Annotated in this window: 13 protein-coding genes and 1 pseudogene; 13 read left to right on the forward strand and 1 reads right to left on the reverse strand. The window is 44.2% G+C overall.

Annotated elements, in window-relative coordinates; all coding sequences use genetic code 11:
- The first annotated feature begins 14 nt into the window (after positions 1-14).
- The 4 genes from E4U82_RS10955 to E4U82_RS10970 all read left to right on the forward strand — a co-directional run bounded on the left by E4U82_RS10955 (position 15) and on the right by E4U82_RS10970 (position 2,859).
- Positions 15-1,040 (forward strand): TolB family protein, encoded by a 1,026-nt coding sequence (locus E4U82_RS10955; protein WP_135110226.1) that lies wholly within the window; start codon positions 15-17, stop codon positions 1,038-1,040.
- Between the two features lie 12 nt (positions 1,041-1,052).
- Complete coding sequence (locus E4U82_RS10960; RefSeq protein ID WP_135110227.1) at positions 1,053-1,319, forward strand: YesK family protein; 267 nt, start codon at positions 1,053-1,055, stop codon at positions 1,317-1,319.
- 131 nt (positions 1,320-1,450) lie between these two features.
- Entirely contained in the window at positions 1,451-2,017 is a 567-nt protein-coding gene (locus E4U82_RS10965; RefSeq protein WP_135110228.1) for an NADPH-dependent FMN reductase, read from the forward strand.
- A 260-nt stretch (positions 2,018-2,277) separates the two neighbouring features.
- Positions 2,278-2,859 (forward strand): NADPH-dependent FMN reductase, encoded by a 582-nt coding sequence (locus E4U82_RS10970; protein WP_135110229.1) that lies wholly within the window; start codon positions 2,278-2,280, stop codon positions 2,857-2,859.
- 185 nt (positions 2,860-3,044) lie between these two features.
- Here the strand turns inward: E4U82_RS10970 and E4U82_RS20300 are convergent.
- Positions 3,045-3,152, reverse strand: a pseudogene (locus E4U82_RS20300) (VOC family protein); the annotation flags it as partial.
- Positions 3,153-3,252: 100 nt separating this feature from the next.
- On the opposite strand from E4U82_RS20300, the gene E4U82_RS10980 reads away from it, so the two are divergent.
- From E4U82_RS10980 to E4U82_RS11020, 9 genes are all read left to right on the forward strand, one after another.
- The gene (locus E4U82_RS10980; protein WP_135110230.1) at positions 3,253-4,260 is read left to right on the forward strand and encodes a DUF3231 family protein; all 1,008 of its coding nucleotides are present in this window, start codon (positions 3,253-3,255) and stop codon (positions 4,258-4,260) included.
- Positions 4,261-4,737: 477 nt separating this feature from the next.
- A complete protein-coding gene (locus E4U82_RS10985) occupies positions 4,738-5,427 on the forward strand; it encodes an RluA family pseudouridine synthase (RefSeq protein ID WP_209300561.1) in 690 nt (229 codons plus the stop codon).
- A gap of 5 nt (positions 5,428-5,432) precedes the next feature.
- On the forward strand, positions 5,433-5,840 hold the full coding sequence (locus E4U82_RS10990; protein ID WP_135110267.1) for a secondary thiamine-phosphate synthase enzyme YjbQ: 408 nt from the start codon (positions 5,433-5,435) through the stop codon (positions 5,838-5,840).
- A gap of 104 nt (positions 5,841-5,944) precedes the next feature.
- Positions 5,945-6,316, forward strand: a complete 372-nt coding sequence (locus E4U82_RS10995) for a hypothetical protein (protein WP_135110231.1) — start codon at positions 5,945-5,947, stop codon at positions 6,314-6,316.
- A gap of 563 nt (positions 6,317-6,879) precedes the next feature.
- On the forward strand, positions 6,880-7,341 hold the full coding sequence (locus E4U82_RS11000; RefSeq protein ID WP_135110232.1) for a YndM family protein: 462 nt from the start codon (positions 6,880-6,882) through the stop codon (positions 7,339-7,341).
- 180 nt (positions 7,342-7,521) lie between these two features.
- Positions 7,522-10,374: a UPF0182 family membrane protein gene (locus E4U82_RS11005; RefSeq protein WP_135110233.1), complete on the forward strand. Its 2,853-nt coding sequence runs from the start codon at positions 7,522-7,524 to the stop codon at positions 10,372-10,374.
- 201 nt (positions 10,375-10,575) lie between these two features.
- Positions 10,576-11,202 carry a TetR/AcrR family transcriptional regulator gene (locus E4U82_RS11010; RefSeq protein WP_135110234.1) on the forward strand — a complete coding sequence of 209 codons (627 nt, stop codon included), beginning with the start codon at positions 10,576-10,578 and terminating at the stop codon, positions 11,200-11,202.
- A gap of 12 nt (positions 11,203-11,214) precedes the next feature.
- A complete protein-coding gene (locus E4U82_RS11015) occupies positions 11,215-12,120 on the forward strand; it encodes an ABC transporter ATP-binding protein (protein WP_135110235.1) in 906 nt (301 codons plus the stop codon).
- A complete protein-coding gene (locus E4U82_RS11020; RefSeq protein ID WP_135110236.1) occupies positions 12,120-13,721 on the forward strand; it encodes an ABC transporter permease in 1,602 nt (533 codons plus the stop codon). Before E4U82_RS11015 ends, E4U82_RS11020 begins: the two co-directional genes overlap by 1 nt.
- Positions 13,722-13,945: the final 224 nt, after the last annotated feature.

The raw sequence follows: 13,945 nt of genomic DNA on the forward strand, positions 1-13,945 counted from the left end.
GGAGGTTTTAAGAGATGTCACGCAAAATGAAAAATATCAGCTTTATCACCGGAATCGTTCTGTTATTCTTTGTGCTTTGGGGAGCAGGGTCGTTTGCCAGCCCGCCTGAAGGATTTTCCGGCTTTGGTCAATCAACCGACATTTCACCGGATGACAGTGAACTTGTCTTTTCATATTATCATGGCGATGATGCGGCATTGTATACTGTTCCTGTCAGCGGCGGAAAGGCTGAACTTTTGGCAAAACCCGATGAAGGCAAATCGTTTCTCAACCCGGCATTCTCTCCGGATGGCGGAAAAATTGCTTTTGTCGAACAATGGGAGGAAGAAGGGGAGGAGAAGAAGCAGCGCTACAGCCAGCTGCGTATCGTGGACAGGGAAGATCAGACGACGGAAACACTCATGAATACGAATGATTACATAACGAAAGCGGTATTTTCGCCCGATGGTGGCTCATTGTTTTTCCTGAAGGCTGGTGTGTTCAAAAATTATTCACCGATTTCTTCCGAGCGACCGCACGATTTTGATATTTTCCGTATGGATTTAAAGACAAAAGACATCGAACAGCTGACGTCCAAAGAAGCTTACAGTATGTCGTCACTGAATGTGTCAGCGGATGGCGATCAGCTTATGTATAAAACGTACGGCAATCGTGATCAGCTGGTGTTGCATTCGCTTGAAGACGGCAAGGAGGAGACGATTGTACCAGCGGGTGACTTTGGCTCCAAGGCGCCGATTATTTCATCGCCAACACTATCACCGGATGGGGAGCATGTTGTATTCTCGGATGTTGCCGCAAAAGATGAACAGGGCACTTATGTTTACGAAGGATTTCGGATGGATTTGGACACCGGAAAAGCCGAGCAGATAACATCATTCTATGAACATGTGGCAAGTCCGGTCTTTTTTCATAACGAGGATAAACTGATCGTCACAGTTGATAAAAATTTTGCCGGGGCTGAACCGGATAACAGTTATTGGCAAATCACTGCAGACGGGAAAGAGCGGAAACGCGTGATGATTGAGATGCCTGAATCATAAGAGGGACTGTTAATGGATGCGTTGTTACTGGAAGGATGGCTCCCAATTATTGTTGCGGGCATTGTGGCCTTTGCAGCTGTCATTATGTTGGGCCGGTATAGTGCAACAGGTACCTTTTTTATCACAACGTTCACCCTTATGCTGCTTAGTCTGCTGATGCTTGTATTCAGTTTTGTCATCGGCGGTTGGACAGGTATGGGGATTGGATTTTATTCTGTTACCATTTTCCTTGGTTTGACAGCTGGCCTTTTCGTCAGTGTTTTCTTGAAAGTAAAGTGAATTTGCCTTTTTATGGAATCGGTTGAATGCTCCCAGTTTAATTAGCTGTATTATTCAAGCTTTTTGTGTAAAATAGCAGTAAAGGAAATTGACATTTGTTTGCACGTGAAAGTATCGAGGGGGCATTTATTTTGAAGATAGCTGGCATAGCCGGATCTGTTGTCGGCTCAAAAACACGGATTGCTGTCGAACAGATTTTAAATAAAATGAAAAATGATTATCAGGAAGTGGACACAACTTTAATTGACTTAAGTGATTATGAGCTTGTATTCAGTGATGGCAGGGATTACCGGGATTACAGCGGTGATACAAAATGGGTATTGGAAGAAATCATGGCGGCAGATGCTTATATTATCGGAACGCCGATTTTCCAGGCGTCCATTCCGGGAGCGTTGAAAAACCTGTTTGATCTGCTTCCAAATGAGGCGTTCCGGGAGAAGGTTGTCGGCATTGTGGCAACAGCGGGTTCTGCCAAACATTACTTAGTGCCGGAACATCAGTTGAAGCCGATTCTTTCGTATATGAAAGCCGTGATTATACCGAAGTATGTATTTGTGGAAGAAAAAAATTACTACCAGAAAAAGATTGTGGATGATGACGCGATATTCAGACTGCACCAGCTCGCGGATGATCTGGTGCATGGCATCAACGTCTTCAGCGAGATCCAGCAGGAGAAGGATTCGGCCTTTCCATTTTAACAGGCCGTATGAAGGTTGTGCTGTGATGAATTGGCATAACCTTTTTATATTCATGAACGCGACAACCGGAAGACTTTTCAGGTATCCGTTGTCAGAGCTTTGTAAGCGTATTATAATTACTTTTAATAAGTTTGTTACAAACCACAAGCAAATGAATTGAATATCGGAATGAATGATGGTACGATACGTTTGTTCAATTAAAGTAATGAATTCAAGTGAATTGAGTTCAGTACATTTTGGGAATACAGGAGGAAGATTACGTGTTAAACATAGGAATTATTTTAGGCAGTGTCCGCGAAACCCGCAATGGAGAAGCTGTTACCCATTGGATTCATGACTTTGCGGAAAAGCGCAATGATGATGTCACATATGAAATTGTGGATCTTGCTGACTATCAGCTGCCATTGTTAGGCCAGGTGGTTCCTGGAACACAGGTGCAGGAAGCAGAGGCGAGCGTGAAAGCCTGGTCAGAAAAAATGGCCTCATTTGATGGCTATATCATCGTGGCGCCGGAATATAATCATGCGGTTGGCGGTGCACTGAAAAATGCGCTGGACCACCTGAAACCGGAAGTCGCCAACAAAGCAGCAGGACTTGTTGGATACGGCAGTCTGGGCGGTACACGGGCACATGAAAACCTGCGTCTGATCTTTGGCGAGCTCCAGGTTGCTGATGTCCAGACAGCCGTCACATTCTCACTGATGACAGACTTTGAAAATTTCAGTGTGTTTAAGCCTGCCGATTATCATGCCGATAATGCTAACAAAATGCTGGATCAGGTGATTGCCTGGAGCGGTGCACTGAAACAAGTACGTGAAAATGCCGAGGCCGTTACAAACTAATCATAGATATTATGACGGGAAATGCTTTGGAGAGGCATTTCCCGTTTTTCAATTGTTGGATGATAAAGTTCACATTTTCAAGCGCAATTAAACGCCCAACCGGCAAAATTAATTTGGTTTAATACCGGGGTATGCACCGGACCAATCGAATTATGGCTTAGAGGACAGATATGGATTGTAGCTTTGTGATTCAGCTCTTCTTCCGAATCACACGTCATAAAGATTGAGAAGGAAGGTGTGAAAGAGAAATTATGAACAGGTAAACTATCAATGCACACAAATTCTTGTCCTTCGCATATTCACGCTTCAAAGCGTTTATAGCGGAACTTAGGGCGCGCCCATTTCTTGAATAATATATCCATATAAATGGAAACATAGAAATGAGGTGATTTTGTGAATAAAGATGATTTAAAACTTACATCTGCTGAAATCGGAACATTGTGGGGAGAATACGTAAATGGAACAGCAGTTCATATGGTTAACAAATACATGTTATCAATCGTAGAAGACGAAAAAATTAAAGTGCTCTTTGAGGAAGCAGTACAAACATTTGAAAAACAAAAGAAACAGATTTCGTTGTTCATAGAAAATGATGGATTTCCTGTTCCATTCGGATTTTCAGAATCAGATCTTAATAAAGGTGCAAAACGATTGTTTTCAGATATTTTCTGCCTACACTACTTACATATTATGACATTACACGGTTTGTTAGGGCATACGACTTCGTTAAGTTCATCTGTGAGAAAGGATTTGAGAGATTTTTATGATTCATGCAGTGATAGTGGAAAGAAAATGTACCATCAAACGACTGACTTACTATTAGAAAAAGGTCATTTTCAAAGAGATCCGTACTTCTATCCTGAGAAAAATCCTGAATTTGTTTCTGGCCAACAATTTATGGATGGCTATTTTGCTGACCAACGCCCTTTGGCCGCAACAGAAATCATCAGTATCTCTTTAAATATGAAGAAAAAAATAATGGAGAAATCCCTCTCCATTGGGTTTAGTCAGGTAGTACAATCAAAAGAAGTAAGGAAATTTTTGAAGTCAGCACAAAATTCTGCTGATAAACAAATTCAGTCGTTTGGGAAAGTATTGCACCAAGATAATCTCCCTGTACCAATGTCATGGGAATCAGAGGTGACAACTTCTCAGGATTCACCGTTTTCTGATAAGCTGATGTTATTTCATATAGGTTTTTTATTGCAGACTGGACAAGCCTATCATGGAACAGGACTTGCAACAGCAATGCGAACAGATCTTGTTGTCAATTATGAACAGATCATTTTAAAAAATCTGATGGTGACGAAGGAATGGTTTAATATCATGACAAAGAATAGATGGCTGGAACAACCACCAATCGCCCCCGATAGAAAAAGAATAGCAAAAGACAAATACTAACTATTACGATATCTTTCCATAAAGGGAAGATATTTTTTAACAAGAATTTTTTTTTAAGTGCGTGTTCAAAAAGGAGGATAAAAAGGACCGTCACCGGCTAAATTTGCGACGTCAATCGCCAACGCCGATATTACCACGTCCTGTGCGTCGAAGTTCGAGGCGACGCAGTTTCGAGCGCGGGCTTCCACAGGATGTGGTGAGTTCTGCGCTGGCGATTGACGTGGACGGTTTTAGCAGAACTTCCCCTATGGCTTTAGATACATGAGCATAAGGAATGCTTCACTGAATCCGCATCGCACGCAGGAAACGTGGTTTTCTTTTCCAAGGAGCGGAAAAACAAGCCACCGAAGAAATTCGATGTGTCATTTTTACCGGACTTTTTGAACAACCTCTCTAAGTGAATGTCGTGACTTTATTTTAAACCACATTGATATGTTATGCTATAACTACTAAGAACGAAGGAGACGTGATGAGCGGGTGGAGATTCCAATCCTTTATGAAGACAACCATCTCCTTATGGTTGAAAAGCCGGTGAACATACCCGTGCAGGAAGACAGTACAAGGGATAACGATTTACTGACAATGCTGAAAGATGATATCAAAATACGCTATCAGAAGCCCGGCAATGTCTATTTGGCACTCGTCCACCGACTCGATCGTCCGGTTGGCGGTGTGATGGTATTCGCTAAAACATCCAAGGCGGCTTCACGTCTGTCGGATGCCATACGCAGAGGCGCGTTCGATAAGCGCTATTTAGCCATTGTGCGGGGCAGGCCTACAAAAGATAAGGCTAAATTAGAGGACTTTTTGCTGAAAGACCATCGTGATAATAAAGTTCACGTAGTTTCACCGAAGACGAAAAAGGCAAAAAAAGCAGTGCTGGATTATGAGATGATCGGGAAACACAACGGCTTGAGTTTATTAGCGATCAACCTCCACACCGGGAGGCCGCACCAAATCCGTGTGCAATTGGCGTCAATCGGCTGTCCCATTTACGGTGATCAGAAATACGGGCAAAAGGTGAATAAACCGGGCCAGCAGATCGCGCTTTGGTCACATACTTTGACATTTGAGCATCCGACTAAAAAGGATACAACTGAGGCTGAGTCCCTGCCGCCAAAGGAATACCCGTGGCATCTTTGGCCGGAATATTGTAGGAGGAGCTGATGACAGTGGGACAAACGTTACATACCTTCACCATTTCAACGCATGACAAACAATCCTTCACAAATTTGGATAGCCAAGTGGACAAAGCGCTTACGGAAAGTGACGTGCAGGATGGCATCATGGTTGTTTACTGTCCGCACACGACCGGGGCGATTACCATCAATGAAAATGCTGATCCTGATGTCAAAACCGATATGAAACGCGGACTTGACGAAACGTTTCCGAATAAACCCGAGTATGTCCATATGGAAGGCAATTCCGACGGGCATATGAAGTCATCAGTTGTCGGGGCAAGTGAGACACTGATCATTGCTGATGGTCGCCTGGTTCTGGGCACCTGGCAAAGCGTCTTTTTTTGCGAGTTTGACGGGCCGAGAACACGAACTGTGCATATGAAAGTTTTACAAGGTTAATGAGGTGTTATGAGATGGTTGGCAAAGTGAAATTATCTGAACTTGTGGACGAATTTTTGTGAAGATAACGGACTTGAATATATTGAGTGACAAGGAAGTGAAGGATGAGCCGTCAAACGATCGAGAAAATGGTTCGCCGTCATGCGACAGAACTTTTGAAAGAAAAGGGGTACATAAGCCCAGTGGATCTTTTGGTCCGAATGGGTCGCCTGAAGCCAAAGCAAGTGGAAGATTGGCATATGAAAAGAATCCCGTATCTGGAACGGGTAACTGTCGGCGGGCTGGGAAAGATGAACTTTATTTTAAAAACGCTGCAAAAGTTTGCAAGCGAACAAAATCTTAAGCCATCGAAAACAGTCTATAAATCGTGGGGAAAAGGGCCGAAAAGGCAGTTGCGCTTTTCGAAAACAGGCCATCCCGCTATTGAAGAAAAATATGCCACGCATTATGTGACCAAGAGCCTCAGGAAAAATTGACACGGGATATCCGTCAGGGCGGGGAAAAAGCTTTCTCGAAACACATTTGCGCTTTTTTTCTTGTGAAACCGACCCGAGAAGCTTTGTCGAAACAGTTTCCGTCGTTTTTTCCGATAAAACCGACTTGAGAAGTGGTTTCGCAGCACTTTTTAGCATTTTTTCCGATAAAACTGACTCGGGGAACCACTTTTGATCCGGTCATCGATTCAATTTGTCTGCACGATGCTGACCTGATAACCCTTACTGAATTTAAAGAGAATCTATCCGGCGAATATTGTGCAGCTCCAGTATGCCGGGTGGCTCGCTACGATATCCTGAGAACCTCCGCAAAAGAAAACGGCAGATTCTATCAAAAAACGCCCGGGAGTCGAAACTTCGCGCGAGAGACAGGGTACCTGCCTGAAAACAGGAACTTCCACCCGAAAACCGATTTTCCGCTGACAGCAGAAACCCGCTTCCGAAAAAACGCTCCTATTTAAAAGACATGTAGGCGCCATGTATATTTCCATTCTTTTCAGCCACACTATAACTACGACGAATGCTGGAAAGGACGGGCATGTACAATGGTTTATTTAAAAACATTGGGCATTAAGGCGATTGCAATAGGTATCACCGTTTTCTCGTTGTTTGGCATTTTTTATAATGCTGATGTGATGAATTTATTTTGGATCAGTTTACTGACAACAGGGCTTTCTTTTCTTCTCGGCGATTTATTTGTGCTTCGAAGGTTCGGCAATATTACCGCTTCTATTGCGGACTTTCCCTTGGCGTTTCTTTCAATATGGCTGTTGGGAAGTCTGTTCATTGAAGCAAGTATTCCAATTGCCACAACGTCTCTGATGGCCGCTTTCTTTCTAACCTGCTGCGAGCCGTTTATTCACACGTATATGACCGAGAACCTTGAAGAAGAAAGGTTTGAGGAAAGCGAGGCGTCACCGCGGACAGGTCAGTTGCAGACTGAATTTGCAAAAGAATTTGAGTCGGAAGATCTGACAGACGACCACGAAAACCGGCGTGATAAATGACGGCAAAAAATTATATTTCCCGGCTTATGAAACCTCCCCCCTTCATTAATCGTATAGAAGAATAACAATCATTTTCATTTATCATATAAGTCATGTATGATGGTAACTGGATATTTGTCACCAGAAAATCATTGTTATGGAGATATACGATATTTCAGAGGCTAGTAGGGGGAGAAAAAATTGGATGTTTTCGACGGAGGCTCAAACGGTTCTAACCACGGCCGGAAAGTAACGTGGAATAAAAAATTTAACTGGATTGGCTACATAGTACTAGCGATTATCCTGGTGGTGATAATAGGGTTATTTTCGCTGCAGCTGATTACCGATTATATTTGGATGGATTCGCTTGACTTTTCAAGCGTGTTCACAACCATATTAACGAGTAAAGTGCTGCTGGGCGTTGCCGGGTTTGTCGTGTTTGCGATCGGCACATTTTTCACACTTTTTTGGATTCGACGATCGTATTTAAAACATTTTAATTCAAGTCAACTGCCGCCGCTTCTGGAAAAGCGGAAGTTAATGATGCTGATTATGCTCGGTATATCGGCTGTTATCGGGCTGTTCGGGAGTAGCATTATTCAAGGCGTGGGTTGGGAACAAGCGCTAAAATTGCTCAACCACGCTTCATTTGGACAGACTGACCCGTATTTTGGCATGGATATTTCCTTCTACGTGTATGTGCTGCCGATGCTTAATTTAGTTGTCTTTGTTCTGTTAGGTTTAAGCATCCTTTTCCTGTTGGTGGAAATTGGTGCCTATTCTGTATTTCATATGTATCGGATGAGTCGTTCCGCGCAATTGCATCTTGGTGTAACCCTTGGGTTTATTGGGCTGATGCTAGCATGTTTTCACCTTCTGCAGCCGTATGGAACATTGTCGACAACCCATGTCAATTTGTTTCAGGAAAGTATTGTGAACGGATTAAGCTATACGGATGATGTTATCAATATTCCAAAAGCGTATGTCCTGGCTGCAGTGGCGCTCCTGATGACAATCTGGATGATCATCAAACTTGTCAAGGGTAACATCCAAACGATGATTACGCCAATTGTTGTTTATATTGGTTTGGTTATTGTGGGGCAGGGAGTTTCACTGGCTGTACAAAATTTTGTTGTTTCCCCGAATGAATTTGCTAAGGAAGAACCTTATTTGGAAGACAATTTAAATTATACCAAAGCCGCTTATGATTTAGGAAATATTGAAGAGAAAGAGCATCCGGGGAACAATTCGCTGGATGCGGAAATGGTGGAACGAAACGCCGGTACGATTGATAATGTACGCATGAATGATGTGCGGCCTTTACTTGATGTGTACAATCAGGTCCAAACATTCCGTACGTATTATGAATACAATGATGTCGACATTGACCGTTATGAAGTCGACGGTGACTATGAGCAAGTATTCCTGGGGGCCAGGGAACTGAATACGTCCGACTTGCCTGACCAAGCGAAAACATGGGTCAACCAAAACTTGCGGTATACACACGGGTATGGGGTTGCGATGAGCCATGTCAACAAGGTGACAGAGCAGGGCCAGCCAGAATATATGCTGCAGGATATTCCACCTGAAGGGGTCATGGATGTCAGCCGACCGCAAATCTATTTTGGTGAGGAAAATTCGCCAAATGTGGTTACCAATAGTGCTGTGGAGGAGTTTGACTATCCATCAGGCGATGAAAATGTCAACATCGAATATGAGGCGGATAAAGGGATTCAGCTGAGCGGTATGAAACGTTTGCTATTTGCGCTGAGTGAAGGTAACTTCCGTATGCTTGTTTCCGATCAGCTAACGGACGATAGCCAGCTGTTGGCAACCAGAAATATCATGGATCGTGTGAATCGGATTGCACCGTTTTTCACGTACGATCAGGACCCTTATTTAGTTGTGCGTGACGATGGTAGTATGGTCTGGATGATCGATGCTTACCTGAGTGCTGACAATTACCCGTACTCCGAGGCTTTCGAAGGTGAAACAAATTATATTCGGAACTCCGTTAAAGTAACCGTTGATGCGTATACGGGCGAAGTGAATTTTTATGCAGCTGAGCCGGAAGATCCACTGTTGCAAACGTTCCAGAATATTTTCCCTGATTTGATAACAGAAGAGGTGCCTGAAGATATACGGGCCCATTTCCGTTATCCAACAGATTTGTTTACCATCCAGGCTAAAATGTATGGTACCTATCATATGTCAGATTTAGAAGTGTTTTATAATCGTGAGGATACATGGCAATTTCCAACTGAACGCTATTTCAGTGAAGACATTGAAATGGAGCCGTATTATACGACGATGAAGCTGCCTGGTAGTGATGAGGAAGAATTTATTCAGATGCTTCCCTACACACCGAAAAACCGGCAGAATATGATCGCCTGGATAGGTGTACGGAACGATGGGGAAAATTATGGTGAGACGTTTGTGTATCAGTTCCCTAAACAGCGGAATATCTACGGGCCGCAGCAGATCGAGAACCGGATTAACCAAGATAGTGAGATATCTCAGGAATTAAACTTATGGTCACAAGGTGGTTCAGAGGTTATTCGCGGGAACTTGCTGGCGATACCGATTGAAGATACGATCATTTACGTCGAGCCGATTTACATTGAATCCAACAATGAGACATCTCTTCCGGAAGTGAAACGGGTTGTAGTGGCCTATGAAGATGAAATTGTCATGGAAGCTAATTTTGATAAAGCACTTGAGGAAATACTGAAAACCGTTGATCCTGACAGTCAGGACGGGGGTCAGCAGGAGAATGAAGAACCTCAGGATGGTGAGCAGGAAGAACCTCAGGATCCATCAGAACCGATCATGGAAGCAGAGGAACAATTACAGGAGTTTTCCGATCTGTTTGACTCATACCAGCAGGCCCTGTCTGACGGTAATTGGGAAGAGGCGGCGTCAATCATGAGCGAATTGGAAGGTCAGCTGGATGAAATACAGTCATCTGATGAAACAGACGCCTCCAGTGCTCCGGAGAATTCCGAGGGGCCGCCTGAGGGTAATGGCGAAACATCGGATAACCAGGAAGAATAAATTGAGCATGAAAAAAATGGGGTGGCGTAATACGCTATCCCATTTTTCTTTATTCAGGATGACGAAACAGAAAAACAAGATAGCCAATCACAGGGTAAATATAAGTATTGACCAGTCCGGTCTAAAGTGCTACAATAAAATCGACCGATGTGGTCTAAACTGAATGATATTTGAATAGCTATGGTACAGAAAGGGTGAAAAGTGATTCACGAAAAGTTTGAGAACCTTGATGAAAACAAGCAGCAGCGCATTTTAGATGCAGCATTTAAGGAATTTGCCGAAAATGGCTATGAGCGGGCATCGACCAATCACATTGTCAAAAATGCCGGCATCGGAAAAGGCATGCTATTTTACTACTTTCAAAACAAGAAAGAACTGTATCATTACTTAGTTGACAATGCACTGCAAATTATACGTTATTACTATTTGAATCGAATCAACATGCAGGCAACGGACTTTATCGAGCGGATGAAACAAGCAACACAGGTTAAAATGACATGTTTTGCTGAAAATCCGAATGTGTTTCATTTTCTTGGAACTTTTTTTCTGGATAGTGTGCCGGATCTGCCGTCTTATCTATCACAACAATATGAACAGTTATTGACAGAAGGCAATGCGATTATGTATGACAATATCGATAAGACCTTATTCAGGGACGATGTCGATGTGGATAAAGTATTCAAATTGATTCAATGGGCGATGGATGGGTACCAAAATGAGGTGATCAATCGTTTGCAAGGTCAGAAGCTGACGTCAGTCGATTTTGGTCCATATTGGGAAGAGTTTTATGCGTATCTGGAGATATTGAAAAAAAGTTTTTATAGGTAGGGGAGTGGGCAAATGGCTCTTTTAAAAACAGAAGGTCTCACAAAGATGTTTGGAAACTTCAAGGCTGTGGATGACATTAACATAGACGTGCAAAAAGGGGAAGTGTACGGCTTTATCGGTCCGAACGGGGCAGGGAAATCGACAACCATCCGCGTTTTGCTGGGAATGCTGAAGGCGACAAACGGGAAAGCCTCTATTTTTGGCAAAGATGTCTGGCAGGATGCCGTGGAGATCCATAAGCGGATCGCCTATGTTCCGGGGGACGTGAATTTGTGGCCGAATCTGACGGGCGGTGAAGTCATTGATTTGTTTATGAAATTGCGTGGCGGTGCTATGAATAAAAATCGGCGTGAGGAATTGATCGGGAAGTTTAACTTTGACCCGTCAAAAAAATGCAGGACCTATTCGAAAGGGAACCGCCAAAAAGTTTCGCTGATTGCTGCGTTTGCATCTGATGCTGATTTGTATATTCTGGATGAGCCGACGTCAGGACTTGACCCGCTGATGGAAAGGACGTTTCAGGAATGTGTGATGGAAGCCAGGGATGAAGGGAAAAGCGTATTGCTCTCGAGCCACATTTTGTCAGAAGTGGAGCGGCTTTGTGACCGGGTCGGAATTATTCGGGACGGTCAGATTATTGAATCGGGTTCACTGGATGAATTGCGCCATTTAACGCGAACCAATCTGAATGTCGAGACGAAGCAGCAGATTACCTCGCTGGATGATATGAAAGGTGTTCATCATGTTGAACGAAAAGAACAGGCACTGTCACTGCAAGTCGATACTGAGAATCTGGATGATGTGATCCGGCATATCAGCCAGTTCGGCGTTGTGAAACTGGAAAGCGCCCCGCCTACACTGGAGGATTTGTTTATGCGGCATTATGAGGGAGCCTCTGCCTCAGGAGGTGAGTCCTGATGAATCAGCAGTCGTTTGCCAATACTGGTAAACTGGTGCGGTTTATACTGCGCCTTGACCGTTTCAGGATGCTGATCTGGCTGTTGGCACTAACATTTTTCACGCTGATGGTGCCACTCGCCTTTTTGGATTTGTATCCATCACAGGCCGATCGTGATGTGATGGCTGAAACGATGGAAAATCCGGCCATGACAGCCATGGTAGGCCCGGGCGATTTGGGAAACTATACCGTAGGGGCGATGACTGCCCATCAGATGCTGCTGTTGACGGCGGTCGTTGTCGGGTTGATGAATATTCTGCTGATGAACCGGTATACACGGTCAGAGGAGGAAGATGGCCGGCGGGAACTGGTTCGATCGCTGCCGGTGGGAAAACTTGCGAATTTAAATGCTTCATTTATTATATTGAGCCTATTAAATAGTTTACTGGCCATTATAACGGGCGTTGGATTATATGCTTTAGGTATCGATAGCATGGGACTGTCGGGATCTTTATTATATGGTCTGATTTTAGGAGTGACAGGCCTATTTTTCGCAGGTCTGACCGCTCTGATAGCACAAATAACAGAAAATGCCCGGACTGTATTTGGGTTTTCGTTGGCGCTGCTGTTAATCGCCTATTTAATACGGGCGATAGGGGATGTCGGTCATGAAGCGTTATCCTGGGTTTCACCATTGGGATGGGTGACGGCAGCTGAGGTATACAGTGCCAACAATTGGTGGGTGCTGTTGCTGCTGATTGGCGGTACGCTGCTATTCGTTGCGCTGGCTTTCTATTTGAACGCCATCAGGGATTTGGATGCAGGTTTTTTGCCATCAAGATCCGGTAAAAGACAGGCGTCGCCATTATTGCTCAGTCCGCTCGGGTTGGCGTTCAGGCTGCAGCGGACCGGGATCATGTCGTGGGCAATCGCCATGCTGCTGGTGGGCGTTTCTTACGGATCGGTCATGGGTGATCTTGATTCATTTTTTGGAAGTAATGAGATGATGCAGCAACTATTGGCATCACAGGAAGGCACCTCGTTTACCGCACAATTTGTGTCCGTGCTGATGGTTGTCGTGGCCTTAATTGGAACAGTGTCACCCGTGATGGCTGTGCTCCGGTTAAATGGGGAAGAAAAGAAGGACCGGCTCGACCATTTACTGGGGAGAGCCGTATCTCGTACACGTTTGGTGGCGGGATATCTGGTTATTGCTGTCATTAATGGGTTTCTGATGCTTTCCCTGGCCGCAGGAGGGCTTTGGCTGGCCGCTGCAAGTGTGATGGAGGAACCGTTTGCATTTGGTGAGATTTATGGTGCCGGTCTGGCTTATTACCCGGCAATGCTAGTCATGGTTGGCCTGGTGGTGCTTCTGATCGGGTTTGTACCAAAAGTAAGCAGTGTGGTCTGGCTGTATGTCTTTTACTCATTTTTTGTTCTGTATTTTGGCGGTGTTTTCCAATTCCCGGAATGGGTCGGCAAGCTGTCACCATTCGGGTATATCCCAGAGTTGCCGGTGGATGAGATGGAATGGGCGCCTGTGGTTATTCTGATTGTTATCGCAGTTGGTCTGACAGCGGTTGGTATGCTGGGCTTTAACAGGCGGGATATCCAAGGTTGATAACGATTGAAAAGACAAAGTCAAACGGATTGTTTAATTTTTACAAAAAGGTTCAAACACTTGTTGCGTCCTGTGGCAAGTGTTTTCCTTTATACAATCCTCCCCACAGGTGGCAGTTTGCTCCGATAATCCTTGTATTAAGCGTGCTGTGTCGGAATCTATTTCAATGAAGCAGCACTGTTGCAACGCGAATTTCACCTTGCTCATCTTCAAAAAAATGAGTC

The sequence above is a fragment of the Lentibacillus salicampi genome, assembly GCF_004565465.1.
In the GTDB taxonomy this organism is placed as follows: domain Bacteria; phylum Bacillota; class Bacilli; order Bacillales; family Amphibacillaceae; genus Lentibacillus; species Lentibacillus salicampi.